Annotated in this window: 18 protein-coding genes and 4 pseudogenes; 8 read left to right on the forward strand and 14 right to left on the reverse strand. The window is 68.6% G+C overall.

All coding sequences use genetic code 11. The features are described 5' to 3' along the window. Positions 1 to 373 precede the first annotated feature (373 nt). From SRB17_RS46590 to SRB17_RS24860, 3 genes are all read right to left on the reverse strand, one after another. Positions 374 to 838: a recombinase family protein gene (locus SRB17_RS46590; RefSeq protein WP_323376188.1), complete on the reverse strand. Its 465-nt coding sequence runs from the start codon at positions 836 to 838 to the stop codon at positions 374 to 376. 247 nt (positions 839 to 1,085) lie between these two features. Beyond that, positions 1,086 to 1,511, reverse strand: coding sequence for a DUF4267 domain-containing protein (locus SRB17_RS24855; protein WP_153542263.1), 426 nt, complete (start codon positions 1,509 to 1,511; stop codon positions 1,086 to 1,088). 232 nt (positions 1,512 to 1,743) lie between these two features. Then, positions 1,744 to 2,190, reverse strand: coding sequence for a DUF1772 domain-containing protein (locus SRB17_RS24860; protein ID WP_153542265.1), 447 nt, complete (start codon positions 2,188 to 2,190; stop codon positions 1,744 to 1,746). Between the two features lie 90 nt (positions 2,191 to 2,280). Between SRB17_RS24860 and SRB17_RS24865 the strand changes: the two genes are divergently transcribed. Beyond that, on the forward strand, positions 2,281 to 2,859 hold the full coding sequence (locus SRB17_RS24865) for a TetR/AcrR family transcriptional regulator (protein WP_153542267.1): 579 nt from the start codon (positions 2,281 to 2,283) through the stop codon (positions 2,857 to 2,859). A gap of 334 nt (positions 2,860 to 3,193) precedes the next feature. Here SRB17_RS24865 and SRB17_RS24870 read toward each other — a convergent pair whose 3' ends face one another. Then, positions 3,194 to 4,489, reverse strand: a complete 1,296-nt coding sequence (locus SRB17_RS24870; protein ID WP_323376189.1) for an MFS transporter — start codon at positions 4,487 to 4,489, stop codon at positions 3,194 to 3,196. Continuing rightward, positions 4,486 to 5,025 carry an ArsR/SmtB family transcription factor gene (locus SRB17_RS24875; protein WP_153542269.1) on the reverse strand — a complete coding sequence of 180 codons (540 nt, stop codon included), beginning with the start codon at positions 5,023 to 5,025 and terminating at the stop codon, positions 4,486 to 4,488. Before SRB17_RS24875 ends, SRB17_RS24870 begins: the two co-directional genes overlap by 4 nt. Positions 5,026 to 5,279: 254 nt before the next feature. On the opposite strand from SRB17_RS24875, the gene SRB17_RS24880 reads away from it, so the two are divergent. After that, entirely contained in the window at positions 5,280 to 5,948 is a 669-nt protein-coding gene (locus tag SRB17_RS24880) for a recombinase family protein (RefSeq protein ID WP_153542271.1), read from the forward strand. Between the two features lie 109 nt (positions 5,949 to 6,057). Here the strand turns inward: SRB17_RS24880 and SRB17_RS24885 are convergent, their stop codons facing one another. Beyond that, the gene (locus SRB17_RS24885; protein ID WP_153542273.1) at positions 6,058 to 6,789 is read right to left on the reverse strand and encodes an alpha/beta fold hydrolase; all 732 of its coding nucleotides are present in this window, start codon (positions 6,787 to 6,789) and stop codon (positions 6,058 to 6,060) included. Positions 6,790 to 6,942: 153 nt separating this feature from the next. Between SRB17_RS24885 and SRB17_RS24890 the strand changes: the two are divergent. Next, positions 6,943 to 7,858 (forward strand): annotated as a pseudogene (locus tag SRB17_RS24890) (IS982 family transposase). A gap of 232 nt (positions 7,859 to 8,090) precedes the next feature. Here SRB17_RS24890 and SRB17_RS24895 read toward each other — a convergent pair. Further along, complete coding sequence (locus SRB17_RS24895; protein ID WP_323376190.1) at positions 8,091 to 9,047, reverse strand: IS481 family transposase; 957 nt, start codon at positions 9,045 to 9,047, stop codon at positions 8,091 to 8,093. A gap of 123 nt (positions 9,048 to 9,170) precedes the next feature. Continuing rightward, positions 9,171 to 10,141: pseudogene (locus SRB17_RS24900) on the reverse strand (IS5 family transposase). Positions 10,142 to 10,473: 332 nt separating this feature from the next. Here SRB17_RS24900 and SRB17_RS24905 point away from each other — a divergent pair. Both SRB17_RS24905 and SRB17_RS24910 read left to right on the forward strand, forming a co-directional pair. Beyond that, positions 10,474 to 11,040, forward strand: a complete 567-nt coding sequence (locus SRB17_RS24905) for a dihydrofolate reductase family protein (protein ID WP_153542275.1) — start codon at positions 10,474 to 10,476, stop codon at positions 11,038 to 11,040. A 415-nt stretch (positions 11,041 to 11,455) separates the two neighbouring features. Continuing rightward, positions 11,456 to 12,316 carry an aldo/keto reductase gene (locus SRB17_RS24910; RefSeq protein WP_153542277.1) on the forward strand — a complete coding sequence of 287 codons (861 nt, stop codon included), beginning with the start codon at positions 11,456 to 11,458 and terminating at the stop codon, positions 12,314 to 12,316. Between the two features lie 59 nt (positions 12,317 to 12,375). Here the strand turns inward: SRB17_RS24910 and SRB17_RS24915 are convergent. The 5 genes and pseudogenes from SRB17_RS24915 to SRB17_RS24935 all read right to left on the reverse strand — a co-directional run bounded on the left by SRB17_RS24915 (position 12,376) and on the right by SRB17_RS24935 (position 16,400). Then, a pseudogene (locus tag SRB17_RS24915) lies at positions 12,376 to 13,147 on the reverse strand (transposase). 46 nt (positions 13,148 to 13,193) lie between these two features. After that, a complete protein-coding gene (locus tag SRB17_RS24920) occupies positions 13,194 to 13,700 on the reverse strand; it encodes a DinB family protein (protein ID WP_323376191.1) in 507 nt (168 codons plus the stop codon). Positions 13,701 to 13,793: 93 nt separating this feature from the next. Next, positions 13,794 to 14,300 carry a GNAT family N-acetyltransferase gene (locus SRB17_RS24925; RefSeq protein ID WP_153542279.1) on the reverse strand — a complete coding sequence of 169 codons (507 nt, stop codon included), beginning with the start codon at positions 14,298 to 14,300 and terminating at the stop codon, positions 13,794 to 13,796. 74 nt (positions 14,301 to 14,374) lie between these two features. Next, positions 14,375 to 15,220 (reverse strand): hypothetical protein, encoded by an 846-nt coding sequence (locus SRB17_RS24930; RefSeq protein ID WP_228396233.1) that lies wholly within the window; start codon positions 15,218 to 15,220, stop codon positions 14,375 to 14,377. Positions 15,221 to 15,761: 541 nt separating this feature from the next. Next, complete coding sequence (locus tag SRB17_RS24935) at positions 15,762 to 16,400, reverse strand: TetR/AcrR family transcriptional regulator (RefSeq protein ID WP_153542281.1); 639 nt, start codon at positions 16,398 to 16,400, stop codon at positions 15,762 to 15,764. A gap of 66 nt (positions 16,401 to 16,466) precedes the next feature. On the opposite strand from SRB17_RS24935, the gene SRB17_RS24940 reads away from it, so the two are divergent. Further along, on the forward strand, positions 16,467 to 18,071 hold the full coding sequence (locus tag SRB17_RS24940; protein WP_153542283.1) for an FAD-binding oxidoreductase: 1,605 nt from the start codon (positions 16,467 to 16,469) through the stop codon (positions 18,069 to 18,071). A 214-nt stretch (positions 18,072 to 18,285) separates the two neighbouring features. Here the strand turns inward: SRB17_RS24940 and SRB17_RS24945 are convergent, their stop codons facing one another. Continuing rightward, a complete protein-coding gene (locus SRB17_RS24945; protein WP_153542285.1) occupies positions 18,286 to 19,395 on the reverse strand; it encodes an FAD-dependent oxidoreductase in 1,110 nt (369 codons plus the stop codon). Positions 19,396 to 19,476: 81 nt separating this feature from the next. Here SRB17_RS24945 and SRB17_RS24950 point away from each other — a divergent pair, with 81 nt between their 5' ends. Both SRB17_RS24950 and SRB17_RS24955 read left to right on the forward strand, forming a co-directional pair. Then, positions 19,477 to 20,157, forward strand: a complete 681-nt coding sequence (locus tag SRB17_RS24950; protein WP_153542287.1) for a TetR/AcrR family transcriptional regulator — start codon at positions 19,477 to 19,479, stop codon at positions 20,155 to 20,157. 276 nt (positions 20,158 to 20,433) lie between these two features. After that, a pseudogene (locus SRB17_RS24955) lies at positions 20,434 to 21,457 on the forward strand (RNA-guided endonuclease InsQ/TnpB family protein). The last annotated feature ends 38 nt before the right edge of the window (positions 21,458 to 21,495 follow it).

A 21,495-nucleotide genomic window follows, 5' to 3' on the forward strand; every position in this document is an offset into this window, starting at 1 on the left:
GGGTGCGGGCCGGACGGGGATGCGGGACGTCGGCAGCGTTCTGGAGGACAACGAAGTCGGCGTGAGCCGCCTCGATCGCCTCGGGATACGTTCGCGCCTTCTCGTGCTCGGCGAGGGCCCGGTGGACGCCGGTCACGCTGGGGCGCTGACCCTTGCGTTTGCCGGTCGGGATGATCAGGTCGGGCTGGATCTGCTCGACGGACTCGAAGCCCGCGCGGCGCCGCAGCACGGCGTGCAGCATGTCGTCGGTGATGACCGGTGGCCGGCCGCCGTGCTTGCCCTTGCGGGCCGCGGTGTCGAGCCCTTCCAGCGTCGACTCGCGGATGTTCTCCCGCTCGGTCTCCGCCATCGCCGCGAAGAACGCGAACAGCAGCTAGCCCGGCCCGGTGGGGTCGTAGATGCCGGGCAGCGGCCCGGCGAGCATCTCCAGGACCAGGCCGTACGCGGTGAGGTGGTGCGCGAGCGCGGTGAGTTCGGCGGCGTCCCGGCAGAGGCGCTTCATCTCATACGCGGTGAAAATAGCCTGGCGGTGCGGGGCATGGGCCTTGATCTCCCGCGCAGTCTTCGGCGCCTCCTCGAACGCGGGGCGGACCCGCACCCGAGTGCTGAACTTCTGGCTGAAGACCTTGTCACTCGGGATGCCGTGCTTGGCGAGCGCGTCGAGCCGGGAGTCGAGTCCCTGCCCGAGCGTCGAGCAGCGGGCGTAGCCGATGCGGATGTCCGCGCTCGGCAGATCCGGGTCGACGGCGGCCGGCGGCGGGGTACCGGGCCGCCCCGGATGTCCGGGGGCACGGTCGGCGGGGGTGGGAACCCGCAGGGCCTTCTTCAGCCGGGGCACCTTGGTGAAGCAGCGGGTGTGTGTGGGGGGGCGGAGGCGACCGCGCCCGCCGCGCGAGCGGCACGGCGAGCCGGGCTGTGCGCTTCGGACAGGCGGCCTGCTCGACGTCGTCGGCGTCCGACCGGTCGGCCAGGGAAGCGCCATCCGGAGAAACGGGACCAGGCCGCCTTCCCACTGGAAGAAGATCGTGCGCCTCGTTCTGTCCGGCGGGCGCCGGCAGGCGATACCGACACGCGCCAAGGTGGCGTCAGGCGGGCTGCGGGGCGGGTGTTGCCGGAGCGGCCGCGACCTTGCGGGTCTCACGCATTATCAGCAGGCCATTGGCCACCATCACTGTCGCGGTCAGCGCGTGGACGCCGAGCGCGGTGGCCACGGAGCCGTGGTGGGCCAGCACCGTGGCCATGTCGCCGTACGCGGCGAGGGCCTCCACCAGCAGCGCCCAGCCCAGCGCCCGGCGGTGGCCCGTCACCAGCAGGATGCCCAGGACCAGGGCCATGACGACGTCGCGGATTCCCTTGATGATCAGGAAGCCGTCGCCGTCGCCGGACGGCCAGCTCGGCAGGCCGAAGCTTGGAGCGGTCGTTTCCGGGCTCACGATGAACTCCGTCCCGAACCAGAGGATGAAGAGGATGAAGGCGGCGGCCAGGACGGTGTTGATCTTCTTCAATGACATTGTTCTTCTCCTTGCGAGTCTTCGCCGGCCTGGTGAGCTTCGTGGAGCTTGCTGAGTCGTGTGGGGCCTGATCAGGCCGCGCGGACGCGGCTGATCGAGGGGCATGGTTTGTCGGGATCGCAGTGGTGGGATCTGAGCGGCAGCTGCATTCCCGGATGTTGGGATATCGGTGGCCCGCTGCCGCCCGGGGAGTGGGGTTTGTGCGTCGCGTGTGCGGCGCCGGTCCGCCGGGTCAGGTGAGGGCGGCGACCAGCAGGGCGAAGGCGGCGATGATGACGGCGACGCGGACGTAGTGGAAGCGGTTCCAGCGGTTCAGCTGCTCCTTCCAGTCGGCGGGCCGATTGTCAGGGGTCCACGTCTTGCCCTGGTTGTTGATCGGGACGAGCAGCAGGAGCGACATGACCACGCTGAGGATCAGCAGTGCGCCGGCGGTGACGACCAGGCCGGTGCCGTGGTGGTGCCATCCGGCGATGGCCCAGACCGCGACGAGGATGAGCGAGCCGATGTACCAGATGGGCATCACGGCACCGAGCATCCGGCCCCCGTGGGCGTGGCCGAGTTGGCCGCTGTCCTCCGGGAGGGCGTTGAGGATCGGGTTGATGACGAAGGCGACGGAGAACTCCACTCCCACCATCACGCCGACGACCACGGTGGTGACGACCTCGAGTGCGTTGAGCATGATGCCCCTCCCGGGATCTAGCGTTGCTAGCCGATGGGGCAACGCTAGTACTGCTGCCGCTTGGTTGTCTAGCGATGCTAGGATCGAATCATGTCGGTACAGGAACGCAAGGCCCGCGAACGGGCGGACCGCGAGCGCCTCATCGTGGCCACAGCCCGCGAACTCGCCGAGCAGCAGGGCTGGGACGCCGTCACCACCCGCCGGCTCGCCGAACGCATCGAATACAGCCAGCCCGTCCTCTACAGCCACTTCCGCGGCAAACGCGAGATCATCGGCGCCGTCGCCCTCGAGGGCGCCACCGAAATGGCCACGACCGTGCGCGCCGCGACCTCGGCCGCGCACGGCCCCCGCGCCCGGGTCTCCGCCCTCGCCCGCGCCTACCTCGACTTCGCCACACGCAACCCGGCCGTCTACGACGCCATCTTCCAGCTCGACGGCGGACTGGCGTACGCGCAGGAAGACACCCCGGAACCTCTCAAGGACGCCTTCGCCGCGCTGCTGGAGACCCTCGCCGAGGTCGCCGGGGACGGCGTCCATCCGGGGCTGTTCACCGAGGTGTTCTGGGCGTCCCTGCACGGGATCGCGACCCTGACCCGGGCGGGACGGCTGCTGCCGCAGGACGCCGAGCCGAGGGTGGAGCTGCTGGTGGACCGCCTCGCCATGATCTGACACACCATCCCGGCGGTCACGCAGCCGAGGCCCTCGGGCCCCGCCACCTGCCTGCGGTACCGCTATGGGTCACTCGCGCCCACACGGCGCAGCCGCAGACTGCCGGGCCCCGTACCCCAGACAGGCGGGCACCCGCCCCGGAAGCTGCGATGCTCATTGACCACGACCCGATACGCGCCTTGACGCCGCGTCATCCGCCGGTGCCCTCGTCGTCCTCGTCGAGGTGGACGGTCGCCGGGTCACGCAGTGGGCGCAGGCCCTCGCGTGGCCGGCGGGCGGCGAAGCTGTAGCGGCCCAGGCAGGCTGGCGTGCTTGGACGCCTTCGCGGCAGGCGTCACAACAACTCGGGTGCACTCTCCTGAGCGGGCTCCTTGGATGCCGGGTGATCTGGACCGCCGGCCTGGGCGGCGGCACGCAGCGCCGCTTCGACCCGGCGATTGCTGGTCATGGATGCCGTGACGGCCGTCATCGCCAGGAGGAGGACGGCGGCGGCGTAGAGCGGGGTGCGGATGTCGTAGGTGGTGGCCAGCCAGCCGCCGAGGAAGGCCCCGATGGGGGCGGCGCACATGGCCAGCATGCGGGAGGTGGAGGCGACCCGGCCCATGAGGTGAGCTGGGACGATCGCCTGCCGGAGGGAAGGCCCGAGCACCATCGTGGCGCCCATGCCGGCCCCGCAGACGGCGAGCGCCAGCCCGGCCACGTACGGGTTCGGGGCAGCGGCCAGGCCCAGGATGGCAAGCCCTTCGACGGCGGCTGTGCAGGTCAGTGCGGTGCCGGTGCCGAGTCGTCGGCCAAGGTAGGAGGCGATGCCTGCACCGAGCAGGCCGCCGGTGGCCTCCGCTGTGAGGAGCAGGCCGAAGCCGTAGGTGTCTATGCCGAGGCGGTCGTGCGCGAAGAGGGCGAGGACGGTCTCCACGGCGAGGAAGGCGACGTTCCCGACCGCCGGGCGGAGCGCGAGGCCGAGCAGCACCCGGTCCCGGAAGACGTACGAGGCCCCGGCCCGCGCCTGCCGAAGCAGCGACTCGCGGACCTCCGGCACGGGCCGGGGCATGGCGGGCAGCGTACGTACGAACAGTGCGGAGAGCATGAACGACACCGCGTCGGTGAGCAGCGGAACCGCCCGCCCGAGCGCGAGCAGCGCGCTGCCCGCAGGCGGCCCCGCGAAGCCGGACATGGCGGTCTGGGCTCCGCGCAAGCGGGAGTTGGCGCGCTCCAGGAGTGCGGGGTCGCGGCGGAGCAGATCCGGCAGATAGGCCGTGGCGGCCGTATCGAAGAAGAGTCCGCCGAGGCCGAGCAGAAAGGCGACAGCCGCGAGCAGCGGAATGCTCAGGACGTCGAGCGCGGCCGCTGCCGCGGGTATCCCGAGCAGCACCGCACGTGCCGTATCCGCGACCCACATCGTGCGCCGGCGGTCCCAGCGGTCGACCAGCGCACCGCCGAGCACCCCGAAGAGTAGCCACGGCAGCGTCCCCGCGGCCGTGACGACGGCGAGCGCCATCGGATCCCGCGTCAACGTCAACGCGAGCAGCGGCAGCGCGGCCTGCGTTACCCCGTCACCGAGGGAGGAGATTGTCTGCGCGGTCCACAGCCGTCCGAACCCGGTCGGCAACTTCCGAACGTCCGAGGTCACTTGGCGCCCCCTCCGGCCTGCTCGCGCACTGCCGGATGGAACAGTGCGAAGACGAGCGACGAGTCCGGCAGCGACGGATCCGACAGCTCCTGGTACTCGTCCGCCAGAGCCTGCAGCCGCGCCCCCAGCTGTGCGAACTGCTCCTCGGTGAGTCGCAGATGCGCCATCCGTACGTGCCGCTCGCCATCCACCGGCGACGCCTCCAGATCCGCCACCGCATGCCGCATCAGCACATCCGGCCCTCCCTCGCCGGGATCCGGCAACACGATCGCCCGTGCGGCCATCGCGTAATACCGCTCGGTGACCCCCCGCACCTTCCGCGTCCGCACCACCTTCACCAGGCCGGCCCGCTCCAGCAGCCGCACGTGATAGCTGGAACTCCCCTTCGCAAGGCCAACCCGCTCGGCGATCTGCGTAATCGTCGCCGGCTCGAAGCGGAGCACGGCCATGATCCGGTGACGCGTCAGATTGGAGACGGCGCGCAGCTGCTCGTCAGTGGTGACATGAAACGTCTCGGGAAGATCATCGGTAGGCATGCGAGCAATGGTCAACGATTCTTGACCATTAAGCAAGGGGATTTCGCGCGGACGCCCAGAGTCTGCTGTCCAGCGCGCGAGACCTTCCGTCAAAGCCCTCCACCCGCCGCCGATCCGGGGAGCTGTCAAAAACCTTCGTTTTCTGAAGATCGCCTCGCACAACCGCCCGGACCCACCAGAGCCTTCAAAACCCCTTCAAAAACCAGGGGCATTCAACAACCCGAGACCACCGTTTTCTGACATGATCCGGGGTCATGACAGCCTTCGATCCGGCCGACGGGCCGGACCTCCTCGTCGCCGAGCCGATCGTCCGCACCGAAATCAAAATCGGATACGCCCGGGTCTCCACCGGCGGCCAGAAGCTCGAACGGCAGATCGACGTGCTCACCGCCGCAGGGTGCCGGAAGATCTTCGCGGACGAGAAGTCTGGCAAGAACGCCCTCCGCCCCGAGCTGAAGGCGTGCCACGCCTTCCTCGACCCCGGGGACACCCTCGTCGTCCCCTCGCTCGACCGCTACGGCCGCAGCCTGCAGGACCTCATCAACATGGTCGCCGAACTCCGCGAGCGCAGCGTCGGCTTCGCCTCGCTCCACGAGAACCTCGACACCACCACCCCGGGCGGCCGGCTCGTCTTCCACGTCTTCGCCGCCCTCGCGGAGTTCATCCGCGAGCTCATCGTCATCGGCACCAACGAGGGCCTGGCCGCCGCCCGGGCCCGCGGTCGCGTCGGCGGACGCCCCGCCGTCGCCACCGAGGAAGTCATCCGCGCCGCCCGCGACCTCCTGCCCGATCCCGGTCGCTCGATCACCTCGATCGCCAAGCTGCTGGGCGTCTCCCCGGGCACCCTCTACAACCACATCCCGGACCTGCGCGAACTGCGCGCCGGCGCCATTCCCGGCCAGCTCGAAGCGCCCGCGAACTAGATGATCAATTCCAAGGGTTGTCTTCAGGGAGTGCCCCATTTGGCCAGGCTGAGTGCCCGGTCGCTGCCGAGGTGTTCAGGGGCGCCGGGGGATCCTGGCTGTGGCGCGCTCAGTTGACGGCAGGAAGCTGGCGGGCGAAGCGGCGGACAGCATCAGTGAAGGCATCTGGCTCGTCGAAGTTCGCGAGGTGTCCTGCCCGCGGGATCAATTCGACGCGAGCGTGCGGATGCGTGCGGGCGAAGTCCGCCTCCCTGGTCCGGAAGATGGCGTCCTTCTCACCGTTCAGGATGAGGACCGGAGCCTTCACATAACGCATCGCGCCCGCGTCGAAGCGTCCGAGTACCTCGTTCCAGGCCGCTGGCAGGGTATGGAAGGCGTAGCCGGAACGGATGGTCGCCTCCACCACTTCCCGTGGGTAGAGCCGCAGTAGCAGCCGGTCGTTCCACCGGGCCAGGCGATCCGCCGGCATGCGATGGACCAGCCTGGCGACCCACCGATAGGGCGCTGCCCGGAGGCCGCGGGTGGAGGCACTGGCTCCCGCGAGGATCAGCCCGCGCAGTTGTTCCGGGCAGCGCCGCGCGAACTCCAGCGAGGCATATCCGCCGAGCGAGTGCCCGACGACCAGAGCCGGCCCGCGGCCGAGCGAGTCCACCGCGGAAGCGATGATCTCCGTCGCAGTGCTCAGGCTCCAGGGCTGAGCCGAGCGCTCCCCGTGGCCGGGCAGGTCGACGGCGACTACCGGGAATTCGTCCCGGAGTGCAGCAAGCTGCATGCTCCACTGTCCCGCGCTAAAGCGCGTCCCATGAACGAAGACTATGGGCACTGCATCCGCCGCCGTCATCAGCCCCCCAGGTGGCACCGTCGTCAAGCCGACCCTACCTGCGGGATCTTCCTCGCGATCAAGGGAGATGCCAGAAGGTGCTCAAACAGCCCACTGTGTGGCGCTCGGTCACATGTCTGCGGAGACGAGAACGAGGGTGTCCAAGATCGTTGTGTGACGAACAAACTGGACACCCTCGCGACGGCACTCTATGCGACAACAGACGATCTGCTGAAGGAGCGCCCGGACCTGGCGCCGTGGCGGCCGGCCGTGGGAATCGCGCCGCAGCTCACCGACGCCGAGCTGGTCACCCTTGCGATGATGCAGGCCATCCTCGGTTTCACCTCCGAGGCCAGGTGGCTCCGCCATGCCCGGGCCCACCTGCGGCACCTCTTCCGATATCTGCCGCAGCAACCCGGCTACAACAAGCGGCTACGCAAGGCGGCCGACCTGCTCCGCCGTATCACCCCGGATCCTCGCTACCAACACCTCGATCTGGAGCGACGACGTGTGGATAGTGGACTCCACACCCGTGGAATGCGGCCGCTCCCGCGAAACCGTCAAACGCTCCGACCTGGCCGGATGGGCCGAATACGGCTACTGCGCCAGCCACAGCCGCTTCTTCTGGGGCCTGCGGCTGCACCTGGTGTGCACCCTCCACGGCCTGCCGATCGCCTTCGCCCTGACCGGGGCCAAGGCCGACGAGCGCGAGACCCTGCTGGACCTGCTCGCGGCCGAACCGCACCTCCTCACCGCCCGGCCCGGCCAGACGCTGATCGGCGACAAGAATTACTTCGGCCCCCACTTCGAACAAGAACTCGCCCAGCAGGGAATCCAGTTGCTACGGCCGACGCACAAAAACGAACGGCAGCGGTCCGGCGGATCCCTATTCAAGCCCTTGCGGCAGGTCATCAATTCGGTCAACGAGACCCTCAAGGTACAGCTCGACCTCGAACAGCACCGAGGACGCACACCCCGCGGTGTCATTGCCCGCGTCATGCAGCGCACACTCGCGCTGACCGCCGTGATCTGGCACAACGATCACACCGGACAAGACACCCTCCGTTCGCTGACTTCGTACGATCACTGATTCCTTGGAATTGATCATCTAGCCGAACCTCAGCAAGATCAATCTCAGCGGCACCTTCTGTACCGCAACTACTCATGCCCGACGAGTGCCGTGAGTTCAGGCAAACAGAAGGGCTCTCGGTGGGAACTCAGGGGTTCGTCGTCGTGCTCCACGGAGCTGGTTCCGTGAGTTCGACTCCAACTCGCAGCCATGCCGTTCCTGGGTCCCTGGATCGGACATGACGGCGAGTGGGCTAGGTGTATTGACCTGAAGCGTTGTTCACACGACTGATCGGTGGGTGGCCGCCGAGTGCGGTGTGGCAACGGTGGTGGTTGTAGGTGTGGAGGAAGTCTGTCAGGGCGTCGGTCCGCTCTTGGTTGGTGGTGTAGGGCCGTAGGTAGGCCCATTCGTCGAGCAGGGTGCGGTTGAAGCGTTCGACCTTGCCGTTGGTCTGCGGCCGGTAGATGCGGGTGAGCTTGCCGGTCGCGCCGAGGTCGGTCAGGGCCTGCCGCCAGGCGAAGCTTTTGCGGTAGGGCCAGGCGTTGTCGGTCAGGACCCGCTCGACGCTGTCGATCCCACATGTGGCGAAGAAGGCCGCGGCCCGGCGGAGGAAGGCGGCGCAGGTGGTGGCCTTCTCGTCCGGGTGGATCTCGCTGTAGGCGAGACGGCTGTGGTCGTCGACGGCGGAGTGGACGTAATCGAAGCCCACGCTGCTTCGCCGGGCCCGGCCGGCCTGTCGGCCCAGGACTTTGTGGCCGCCGCCGTCGGGGATCCGGCCGAGCTTCTTGACGTCCACGTGGACCAGTTCGCCGGGCCGGTCGCGTTCGTGGCGGCGGATGGGCCGGCCGGTGGGCCGGTCCAGGTGGGCCAGACGGTTCAGGCCGTGCCGGGTGAGGATGCGGTGCACGGTGGAGGCGGGCAGGCCCAGGATCGGTCCGATACGTGCCGGGCCCGGCTTGCGGTCCTGCCGCAGCCTGCAGACCTGCTCCTCGGTGGCAGCCGTGGTCCGGTGCGGTGTCCTGCGGGGACGGCTGGAGCGGTCGATGAGTCCGCTCTCGCCCTCGGACCGCCGGCGCCGGATCCATTTGTGGGCTGTAGGACGGGAGATGCCCATCTCCGCGGCGACGTGGGCGACGGGACGGCCGGAGCGGACTCGTTCGACGAGCAGCCGCCTGCCGTGAACGGTCAGCCGGGCATTACGGTGGGACACGAAGGCCTCCGTGCGGTGAAGATTCGACACCTCCACCACACACGGGGGCCTTCGCCATGATCAAGACCGGCCGTGTTAACAACGCTCGTGATCAATACAGCTAGGGCCTGTCTGGTGTTGTGATCAGTGGTCGGGTTGGAGGCTGCGGATCCAGGGGAGTGCGGCACGGAGTTCGAGTCCGGCCTGGTAGTTGGCGGGGTCTTTGTCGTAGCGGCCGGCGCGGCCCCGCCATGCTTTGATCTTGTTGATACCGCGTTCGACGGTGTTCCGCTCGCGGTAGAGGTCGGGATCGCAGGTGACCGGTCGACCGCCTGCCCGGCCCTTTTCTCCCGTTTCGCGGCCTGTTCCCGCGGCCCGGAGATCACGGCTTTGATTCCGCGTCTGCGCAGGTAGGCGCGGTCTTTTCGGGATGAGTAGGCCTTGTCCCCGGCGACCGCGCCGGGCCGGGTGCGGGGCCTGCCGAGCGGCTGGCGGATCCGGATCCGTTCCAGGGCAGGAATGAATCGAGGGCTGTCGCCGGCCTGCTCGGCCGTGACCAGGATGGCCAGTGGGCGGCAGGCGGCAACGACGGTGAGGTGGATCTTCGTGGTGAGACGCCGCGAGAACGTCCCAGGTCAGCGGCGGCCAAGCGGGCCCTGCGGCAGTGCCTTAACCGCCGGCGTTCTTCGTCTGACGGGTCGGTTTGCCGGTCTTGTTCTTCGCGTCGCCCCTTTTTTCGGCGGCCGCTTTCTCCAGTGCCTCCAGGACTTCGGCGTCGACGGGTAGTCCGGCTGCATCGTGATGCGCGCGGGCCGTGGTCGAGCCCACGCTGACCGGCGACAAGTCCGTCCCGCCCTGTCTTGCGGCCTCGGCGATCACACCATCGAGGAGGGTCGTGAACGCGCCGGCCTTCCGCCAGTACCGGAACCGGTCATACACCGTCTGCCACGGCCCGAACCGGCCGGGCATCTCCGCCACTGGGCACCCGACCGGAACTTCCACACCACACCTTGGAACTGGGCCGGAAGATTCTCCGGATACGGACAGAACTCCCCGATCGTCAGGAACGGAGCAATGAACTCCCAATCAGCATCAGTCGGTTGCGCACGCGTCACACCCACAGTTCTACCGGGCCCCGAACCCGCACGGGTCCGCAACCCGATAGATGTGGGGTCTCGCTGCTCGCGACATGCCGATCTTGCGTGACCTGGGCGTTCTTGACTGTCTCACGGCCTTGTCACTCATGATCAGTCTCAAATCCGTGGCATTTCCTCGAGAGGGCGAGGGCGAGGGCGAGGTCGAGATCAGGCGGCTTGCCCGTGTCAGCCGAGTACACCACGCTGAGCCCCGAGCACGAGGACTACCGGCGAGCCCAGATCGCGCACCGATGAGTTTCCCGCGCCGCGCTGGTCTGTACGCCGGACACCCACGGACGGAAGGCTGGACCATGCGGAAACTGATCTACGGCATGAACCTGACCCTGGACGGCTACATCGCCGCGGCCGGCGACGACATCGGCTGGAGCGGACCGCCGAGCCACGAGCTGTTCCAGTGGTGGCTCGACCACGAGCAGGCGAGTGGCCTGTCGCTGTATGGGCGCAAGCTATGGGAGACGATGAGCTCCTACTGGCCGACCGGCGACCAGCAGCCCAACGCCACCCCGGCGGAGATCGAGTTCGCGCGGAACTGGCGGGACACGCCGAAGGTGGTGTTCTCCTCGACGATCGACAAGGTGGACTGGAACACCCGCCTGGTCACCGGCGACGCGATCGCCGAGATCACCCGGCTCAAGGCCGAGGACGGCGGCCCGATGAACATCGGCGGCGCAACGCTCGCCGGGGCGGCCATGCGCGCCGGGCTGGTCGACGAGTACACGATCGCCACCCACCCGGTCCTGGTGGGTGGCGGCACGCCGTTCTTCACCGCGCTGGACAGCTGGGTGAACCTGAACCTGGTGGAGACGCGGACGTTTCCCGGCGGCGTGGTCCTGACCAGGTACGAGACGAGGCGCTGAGCAGCAGCACCCCACGCGCTAGGGACTGTCTCAAAGTGATGTGCGTAGCGGTGCGGGTGGCAGAACCTCAGCGCTCCCACCCGCCGGCCCGACCACCACCCCCCATGGACGCGCTCCGCGCGACAGTGCTCCCACCACGTCGTCGCTGTCCTCACCACGAACACGCCGAGAACCTGCCGTGGTGCCAGCTGACGTCCCCACAGCAAGTGACTCCGTCACTTCGAAACACCATCTAAGGGCTGTCCCGTATAACGATCAGTGATCGGCCGATTGCCCATTCTGAGCCGCTGTGTGCGCTCGTCCCGGCATGGCGCCCCACGCCCACCGCCGGGCGTATTCGGGGAACAGCCGTGGACACGAGCCTTGAGGCGTAAAGTCGCGGGCGTCGCAGCGCGTCACTCCAGGGGGTATGAAAATGCATAATCGCCGCATCGGCAGCGCTACGGTCAGCGCCATCGGGCTCGGTGGGATGCCGCTCTCCATCGAGGGCCGGCCGGATGAGGAGCGTGCGGTCGCGACCATCCATGCCGCGCTCGACGCCGGGATCTCGTTCATCGACACGGCCATGTCGTACTGCCTGAACTCCTCCGAGACCGGCCACAACGAGTCGCTGATCGCCCGTGCACTCGCAGCGTACGCCGGTGACATCTCCGAGGTGCTGGTCGGCACGAAGGGCGGGGCGGCGCGCGGAGCCGACGGATCGTGGTCCTTTAACGGGGATCCCGCGACCCTGCGGAAGGCGTGCGAGGACTCGCTCAAGCGGTTGGGCGGGGACTCCATCGGCCTCTACCAGCTACACGTGCCTGACCCGAACGTGCCCTACGCCGACTCGGTGGGCGCGCTGCGCGACCTGTACGACGCTGGCAAGATCCGTGCGGTCGGCATCTCGAATGTGAACCTCGACCAGCTGCGCGATGCCCATGCGATCCTCGGCGAGCGGCTGGTGTCCGTACAGAACAACTTCTCGCCGGCGGTCCGCGACAGTGAGCCGCAGTTGCGGTTGTGCACCGAGCTGGGGATCGCCTTCCTGCCGTACAGCCCGCTGGGCGGTATTTCCAGGGCGGGCGGCCTGGGTGCATCGCACGCCGCGTTCGCTCGGATCGCCGAGGAGCATGGGGTCAGCCCACAACAGATCTGCCTGGCCTGGGAGTTGGCCAAGTCTCCGGTCGTCGTCCCGATCCCTGGGTCGTCCCGGCCGACGACCATCCGTGACTCGGCTGCAGCGGCCGATCTGAAGCTGACCGAAGCGGAGTTCGCCGAGCTCGACGCCGCCTAGGTGTCCGTGGATGGTCTGAGTCGGCCTGGACATGGCCGCGTACAGCGCGGCGTGTTCACTCAATCGGCGAGGCGGAGGTTGTGCAGGCGGGCGATGCCGAGCATCGCGTGGTGGACGCCGTCGCCTTTGAGCCGGCAGTCGCGGAGGATCTTCCAGCTCTTCATGCGGGCGAAGGCGTGTTCGACGCGTGCACGGACTTTGCGGTGGTAGGTGTTGTGTTCCTCTTTCCAGGCTGGCAGTTCGGTCTGGCCGGGTTCGCGTCGGTGCGGGATGACGAGGCCGGTGCCCCGGTAGCCGCCGTCCGCTATCACCGTGGTCCGTCCGACGGTGTCTTTCGCGCCGGACAGTTCCCATGCCTTGCAGTCGTTACGGTTGCCGGGCAGGGGCCGGCCGACCACCACGACCAGCCGGGTGTCGGCGTCGATGACCACCTGGTGGTTGGTGGAGTAGCGGTAGTTCTTGGACTGTTCAGCGATCGAATGGTCCTGGGTGGGCACCAGGGTGCCGTCCACGATGAGCACGGTGTCCTTGCGGAACCGCTTACGCGGCTGGAACGCAAGCACGGGCCCAAGCTGGTCGATGATCCGGTCGGCCGCCGACTTAGAGATACCGAACAGCGGAGCGAGCTGGCGCAGCGTCAAGTTCGTGCGCCAGTACGCCGCGACCAGCAGCTCCCGGTCCTCCAGCGGCAGGCTCCAGGGCCGGCCCCGCCGCACCGAGTCGGCTCCCTCGCGCCGCAGTGCAGTCACCAACTTGGAGAAGCAGCGCGGGCTCACCCCAGTGAACGGGGGCTATCCAAGAGGGCTCCGACACAGTGATCACAGCAACCATGATGTGATCATCTCGTGGTGCTCGCCGACCTGTAACGCTCCCCTATCTACTCGCCGACGGCTCCGTCGATCGCTTCGCGCAGTAGGTCGGCGTGGCCGTTGTGACGCGCATACTCCTCGATCATGTGGGTGAGGACGTAGCGGAGTGAGATGGTCTCGCCGCGGAAGTTGACGGTGTCGTCGAGGGAATCGAAGGAAGAAGCGACGGCGCGGGCACAGGCGCACTCCTCGCGCCAGACTCCGAACGCCTCGCCAACGTCGGCGTCCTCGACATGGAACTCGGCGAACGTGCCGTCGACCTCGCCGGGCCAAGGCGTCTTGACGTCCTCCGCGTTCACGATGAAGCGGAACCAGCTCCGCTCGACGGAGGCCGCGTGGCGCACCAGGCCCAGGAGCGTGAGTCCTGAGGTCGGGATCGCCTTCTGCTTCAGCTGTTCGCCGGTCAGACCCGCGCACTTCATGGCCAGGGTGGCCCGCTGGTAGTCGAGGAACGAGGTGAGCGATGCACGGTCGTCGGCCACCTTCGAGGGGTGTATGCGCGGGTCATCGTCCACCAGGCGATCATGGCAAGAATGCGTTCCCGCAGGCCACCCCTGGTCCGAAGGGCGGACGCCAACGCCCAACTACCCCACCGACGCTGAGGGGCCCTAGCCCACAGGGCGGCGGTAGCGCAGCTTGTTGAGAGAGGCACCACCGGTGGTGTCCTGCACGGCTGTGCCGTCAGCGTGCCAGCCGGCGGCTTCGTAGAAGCGCCGGGCGCGTTCATTGTCTTCCAGGACCCACAAGGTGGCTTGCGTGTAGTCGGCCTGTCCGAGAGCCGTCAATGTGGCCAGCATCAACTGCTTCCCGATCCCAGTGCCCCAGGCCTCGGGCATCGCGTAAAGCGTGCCGATCTCCGCGACGGCAGGGGTCTCCTGAGATGGGCCGAAACCTGCAAATCCGACGATCCCCGCCTCGGTTTCGGCCACCAGCACTCCCGACGATGGCCATCGTGTCTCCGCGATGCGTGTCTTCCACTCGGACTCTTCGCGGCTTGGCTCCATGGCGTCGAGGTAGTGCTGGGGAACAAGACCGGCAAAGGCCGCCTGCCAGGAGCGAACGTAGACGCCGGCGACCGCTGATGCGTCATCAGGCCATGCCTGTCGAATCTGCATGGCCTCATTCTTCAAGTCCTGTCAATCCGGGCAAAGTTGTTTTCTGAGGGGTAAGCCGGGTGCTCGGCTGGCTGTTACAGGAGGGCCCGTGCGGAGTCCGCGTAGCGCATCGCGGTCTTCTCGTCGAGCCCGAACACCTCCGTGAGGTGGAGCGGGTCGGCGCCTTTGACCATGGCTTCTTCGAGCTGCCGGTCGACGCGGAGCCTCTCCAGGGTCGCGTCCTGCCCGCGCATCGCAGCACTGATCCAGTGGTTGCCGGCCCGGCTGGTGGTGTTGGCGGTCAGGTTGTTGATCAGCAAGTGGAGGTTCGCGGTGTTCGGCCATCGTCGGTGCCGGTGCTCCAGCCAGTCCAGCAGCAGCTGCAAGGTGGGTTCGTCCAGCGGGCGGACACGTCCGGCGATGGTCAGCCGGCGGTTGCCGAGGTCGACGTCGTCGAGCATGCGGGTGGCGATCTGGGCGACCCGGGCGGCGTGGACCGCCACGAGGGCGAGGATGAGCCGTGTCGCCAGCGTGGTGGCCGCGGCGACGGAGTGTTCGAGCTGCTCGGGGACGAGCGGTTGCAGCACGGCGTACTCGTATTGCCCGATCTTGATTCGGCAGGCGGGGTTGCGGAAGATCAGCCCGTTCCGCGTGGCCCAGGTGAACAGTGCAAGCAAGGCGACGAGTTGGTCATGCCGATGGTGGCCGTGCAGTGTCTTGATGTAGGTGAGGATGTCGTCGCGGGTCACTTCCCGCAGATGGTCGCAGCGGTGCGACCATTCCAGCAGAGCCGTGCGGACTCGGTTGAGGTAGAGCCATACCGTGCCCTCCCGTCGTGGGAGGCTGCGTGGACCGCCGTCGGGAAGGCCGCGGGTCCAGCGCTCGGTCTCCGAGCGGAGGCCGGGTGCGAGGCCATCCAGTGTGACGTCACGCCTTTTCATGCCGGAACAATTGCGTGCGCGGCGGCTCGGAACGCGGGGCGTGGACGCCTTTGCCGTCCGCGAGGAGTGCTTACGCCGGGGTGGTGCGACGGTGGAGAGACTGAACTGCTTCTTCCGGTCGGCCGACGGTCAGGAGATCTGGGCCCGCGATCGTCGAGAGCAAGGACTGCCTCTCCTCGTTCGGCTCTCGCGCCGTAGTGGTTGTACGGCCGCTCTTTGGCTGCACCTCGCGGCTGTGGCCGTGGCGGGCGCCCGTTCCTGAATCGACCGTGCGCCCTCAACTGGTCCACAGGAGTTGACCATTGCTCCCATGGCTCGCGCACGACTGTCTGATGGACGGCCTCGGCCCCGTCGAGACTCTTTCGTGGGGCCGCTTTTGTTGCGGCGCCGATGAGGCTCTCCCAGTGAGGTGACCCCGCGGGAGTGCCGGGCGGAACGCGGGCAGGCCCGCCTGGCCCTGCCGGAGTGCTGGGCCGGATTGCTGCCGGCGCATTCGCATGGGGGTGGGATCGGGCCGGCGCTTGTGGGGTGTCCGTCCGGTTCACGTGGTGTCGTTGCCGGCGGTGAGGATGATCTGGCTGGCTTCGGCGAGACGTGCGCAGCGTCGGGTCATGGCGTCGGGTGACTGGTCGGGGTGGTTGATCCACCAGCGGACCAGGGCCGTGCACAGGCCGCGCCATGCGTGTTTGAGGGCGTCGGCGTCGAGCGGGTCGGTGGATCCGGCGGTGTGCAGGAGGTCGGCGGTGCCGGTGGCGGCGAGGTCGTCGATGGCGTCGCGGTAGAAGGCCGCCCGGTGGGCGGCTTCGCTGTCGGGCGGCAGCGTGGGGTCGTAGAGGACGAACCATGCCTCGCGCCGGCCGTCGAGGGCGGTGAACAGGGCGTGCAGTACGCGCAGGGGCGTGGGCGGCGAGTCGGCACCCTGTTCGGCCATCGCCGCGCGGATGGCGGCCAGCAGCCGGTCGCCGACGGGGCTGAGACAGGCGAGGTAGAGATCCTGCTTGCTGCCGAAGTAGTGGTGCAGGAGTGGTTTGGTGACGCCGACGCGGGTGGCGATGGCGGCCATGGTGGTGGCCTCGTAGCCGTGGTGGCCGAACTCCTCGGTGGCCGCGGCCAGGACCTGTCGTTCGCGCGCGGCCCTCGGCACGCCCTTGGTACCGGCCCGGGAGGAGAGCGTTGTCATGCAACCAGATCTTACCCTAGGGTAATTTACCGACGGGTAAATTCCTTGGACCGCTGGAGCGCACCCATGCCTGCCACCGCGACCGACCCCCGCACCTCCCGCACCCGCTCCTGGTGGGGCTGGGGCTACGCCGACGCCCACCCCGACGACGCCGCATGCGCCGCGCTGGGCGCCCTGCTGCCGGGCACCCTGGCCCGCCCGCTGCCGATACCCCGCATCGCCGACCTGTCCATCAGCCGCCCCGCCGCTACGCCCCCGTCCGCTCTGGCCCACCTGGTCACCGACGACCCGCAGGCGCGCGCCGCCCACGCCATGGGCAAGGCATACCGCGACGTCATCCGGGCCCTGCGCGGCCGGCCCGGCCGGATCCCCGACCTCGTCGGCCACCCGGCCGGCGACCAGGACGTGGCCGACCTGCTGGACTGGGCCGGCGAGCACGGCGTGGCCGTCATCCCCTTCGGTGGCGGCTCCTCGGTGGTCGGCGGCGTGGAGTACCGCGGCGACACCCACCACGCCGTCCTCTCGCTCGACCTGACCGCGATGGACCGCGTTCTGGAGATCGACACCACCAGTCGCTCTGCCCGCATCCAGGCCGGGGCCCTCGGCCCCGTGCTGGAAGACCAGTTGCGGCCCCACGGCCTGACCCTGCGCCACTTCCCCCAGAGCTTCGAGTTCTCCACCCTCGGCGGCTGGCTCGCCACCCGGGCCGGCGGCCACTACGCCACCGTCCACACCCACATCGACGACTTCGTCCAATCCCTGCGCGTGATCACACCGGCCGGTGCGCACACCTCCTGGCGGCTGCCCGCATCCGGCGCCGGACCGTCACCCGACCGGCTCTTCCTCGGCTCCGAGGGCACGCTCGGCGTCATCACCGAGGCATGGATGCGCTTGCAAGAACGCCCCCGCCACAAAGCCTCCGCGTCGGTGGCCTTCGCCGACTTCCACCACGCGCTGGACGCCGTACGGGCCATCGCCCAGTCCGACCTCGCCCCGGCCAACTGCCGCCTGCTCGACCCGGGCGAGGCTTTGCTGTCCGGCGCCTCCCACGACGGCTCCAGCGTCCTGGTCCTTGGCTTCGAGTCCGCCACCACTCCCGTCGACAACCGCCTCACGGCCGCCGTGGACCTGGCCCGCAGCCACGGCGGCCGCGGCCACACACACGCGGCAGACAGCGACGCCCCGGCCGACGCGGCCGTGAGCGCCTGGCGCTCGGCGTTCCTGCGCATGCCCTACCTGCGCGACGGCCTGGCCCGGATGGGCGCTGTCGTCGAAACCTTCGAGACCGCCGCCACCTGGGAGAAGATTCCCGCCCTGATCGACGCCGTGCGCACCGAGGTCGGCGCCGCCGCCTCCAAGGCCACCGGACACCCGGCCACCATCAACTGCCGCCTCACCCACGTCTACCCCGACGGCGCCGCCCCCTACTTCACCGTGGCTCTCGCCGGCCGGCCCGGCGGCGAGGTCGAGGTCTGGGACGACATCAAAGCCGCCGCGACCGACGTCCTGCACCGCCACCGCGCCACCATCACCCACCACCACGCCGTCGGCCGCGACCACCGCCCCGGCTACGACCTCCAGCGCCCACAACCCTTCGCGCTGGCACTGCGCGCCGCCAAGAGCGCCCTGGACCCCCACCACATCCTCAACCCCGGCGTCCTGCTCGACTGACGAAACAGTCGCGATCGTGCGAGGGCGGGGAACTGCCGCAACATGCTGTCCCACGCCTTCCCGCCGACAGCAAGACACGGGCGGCGATGCCCTCAGAGCGTGCCCGAGATCGGAGTCCCTGGCGGCCGGGCGCGTAGCTGAGCTGGATCGTCACGGCGCACGGGATGCTGCCAGTTGGCTGGACGACCGGCTTCCTGGTCGTATTTGGTCACCTTCAGCGAGGTTGGAAGAATGCGAGCATTTTCTGGGCTGCGTCCGGCGAGGTCAGCAATTCCTGCATGTTTGCGGACATCCGGGCGGCAGCGCCGGTGCGTTCGAACATCTCGCGTTCGTATTCTTTGACGGCAGTGGGAAAGTCGTCCGGGTGCGCGGCCAGCGCGAGACCGAGCAGGGCGCCGTCGAGCAGCGCCATGTTGGCGCCCTCTCCCACCGGCGGCATCAGGTGCGCGGCATCGCCGAGCAGCGTGACGTCCGGCCTCGACGGCCAGGTCAGACCGACCGGGAGAGTGGTGATCGACCGCGGCACGACCGTGTCGTCGCAGGCCGCGATCAGCGCGGTGAACCGTGAGTCCCACCCGGGGAGCAGGTCGATCAGCCGCGCCCGGGCGGCGGCCGGGTCGTCGAACGGGATCCCGCTGGTGGCGAACCAGTCCTCGGGGGTGTTGTAGAAGCTGATCCCGATGCGAACGCGGCCGTCGCCGTTGCGCTGCGCCGCCAGGGACAGTCCGTTGCCGAGCACCCAGAAGTTGCCGCGCCCCACCATCGCCGCGAGGTCGGGGTGCGCGCGGTCGATGTCGGGAATGCCGACCTCGACGACGTTCTGGCCGATGTGCGTCGGGCGTGCGTCGGTGAGCAGCGCGCGGACCCGGGAGTTCGCGCCGTCCGCGCCGACCAGCAGGTCGTAGGCCCCACTTCCGCCGTCGGCGAAGTGCAGCAGGCCGTCGTCGGCGGACGTGAACGCGTGCCCCCAGCGCACCATGTCTTCGGGGAGGGAATCCAGCAGCAGGTTGCGCAGATCGGCGCGGTCGACCTCGGGTCGCTCGAGCGGGGCGTCGTCGGGCGTGTCCTCCTGGAGCAGCAGAGTGCCATCCGGCTCGAGAAGGCGCATGTCCTGGCCTTCGCCACGGGCAATCGTGTGGAACTGGTCGATCAGACCGGCCTCGCGCAGGGCCCGCTGGCCGGAGTGGATGTCGAGCATGCCGCCCTGACCGCGCGCACCGCGCGACGATTCACGTTCATACACGACGGCCTCGATGCCGTTCATGTGCAGCACCCGGGCAAGGACCAAGCCGCCCAGGCCGGCTCCGACTATGGCGATGGTCATGGTTGCCTCTCCTTCGATAGAGCCGATACGCCGTACAGGTCGATACACCGTATCGCCCGATGCGGTGTATTGTTAGCGACCATGTTGGTGTGGGAGAGGCCGGAGCCACCGAATCGACCCGTGCCGGCCCCGTTGAGCCGGGAACGGATCGTGCGAGCGGCGATCCAGCTGGCCGACGCGGACGGCCTGGATGCGGTGTCCCTGCGCAAGGTCGCCACCGCGCTGGACGTCCGTCCGATGCGGCTGTACGGCTACATCGCCGGCAAGGAGGAGTTGCTCGACCTGATGGTCGACGCCGCCCACGCCGAGATCCGGCCGGTCGGAGACGGCTGGCGGGAGGTGCTCCGGTCTCTTGCCGAAGCCACCCGGCACGCCGCTCACGAGCACGAATGGCTCGCCGATCTACTGGGTGGCCGACCCCAGCTCGGGCCGCACGCGCTGGCCACTGGGGAGACAGTGGTGGCCGCACTGGGCGACGTCGACGTGGACGCCGTCATGCCGGTGGTCGCCGCAGTCAGCGCGTACGTGATCGGCGCGGTGCGTCGGGAGATCGCCGAGCGGCGTGCCGAGCGGGCCACCGGGATGGACGAGAAGCGTTGGCAGGCCTCACTCGGGCCCTATCTGGAGCGAACCTTCGCCACTGGCCGATTCCCCGCGCTGGGCGCGGTGGTGCGCGATGCCGCCCACCTGGACGCCGACCACACCTTCCGGGTCGGCCTCGACTTCCTGCTCGACGGCATCGAAGCCCGCATCTCAAGGTGACGCGCAGCCGAAGGACCGAACCGGGCATAGCACCAGGTCGGCGCTGACGCGTTGAGATGACGCAACCTCAGTAAATCGCGCGAAAATTGACGAAGTGCCATCCCCTTTCTTCGGGGGAATCCCCGCCTTCAGGCAGGGAAGGAATCCGATCCCTGAACCCTGCGGCGCGGAGCGCCAAGCATCGCCTCGGAATGCTCCGACCACTGGCCCCGCGCTCCGCGAAGTAGGAGCCGGACCAGAACCGGCGGTGCAGAACCGGAGGGGGTGGGCTAAGCCCTGCGCGAGATGCTGCGTGATCACTGCTCGCTCTACAACGGCACGTTGCAGGAACGACGTGACGCCTACCGGCACGTCTCCAGGACAACGGTCCGCTACGGGCCGCGGTCCGCCCAGCTCACGGCGGTCCGCGCTTTCGGCCCGGAGCGAAAGGGACGCCGGTCCTTCTCCTCCCAGCAGGCCACGCTTCGCCGTCTGGACAAGGCCTCCGCCGCGTTCTTCCGCCGAATCAAGGCCGGTGAGAAGCCCGGATACCGGCGCTTTCGGGGAGTGAACCGGTTCGACACCGTGCGCTTCCCCAAGGACGGTGACGGGTGCCGCTGGGACTCCATCCCGCGAAGGCAAACGCTGATACGTGATCCTGACCGCCGGGCAGCCTCTCCGGAACCGCTGCCGCCCACGGGCAGCGTGGTCGGCAGCGACCTGGGCATAGCCAATTTCCTCGCCGATTCCAACGGCGGAATTGTCGAGAACCCGCGTCACGCCTGAAGTCCGCAAAGAAGCTGGAAAGCGCACAACAGGCTCTGAGCCGGTGCAAGCGCGGCAGCAAGCGCCGCCGACAGGCTGTGGAGACCGTTACCCGGCTCCACGGCAAGGTGCGGCGTCAGTGGCTGGACCACGCGCACAAGACCGCGCTCGGCCTCGTGCGGCAGCACGACTTCATCGCGCACGAAGGTCTCAAGATCCGCAACATGAGCCGGGCACCGGAGCCCAGACCCGACCCCGACAAGCCGGGCGGCTTCCTGCCCAACGGGGCCGCACCGAGGGCCGGGCTGAACCGCTCGACAGCTGATGCCGGATGGGGAGGGTGTTCCTCGCGATCCTCAACGCCAAGGAAAACCGGACCACACAGGAGAAGTTCCACTGTCAGGAGCGCGGCCACCAAGCGCACGCTGACACAGTGGGTGCTCTCAACGTACTACGGGCCGGGCTGGTCCGTCGCGAAGTTCAACCGGTTCAGCGAGAAGTCACCCCGTTTACGGGGTGGCGGAGTCACAGGAGGTCGTACGGCCCGTACCCTTGAGGTGTCTACGGCGTCAGATAGCGGGCGCCAAACCCTGG

Source organism: Streptomyces sp. RB17, assembly GCF_009604455.1.
Classification (GTDB): Bacteria; Actinomycetota; Actinomycetes; order Streptomycetales; family Streptomycetaceae; genus Streptomyces.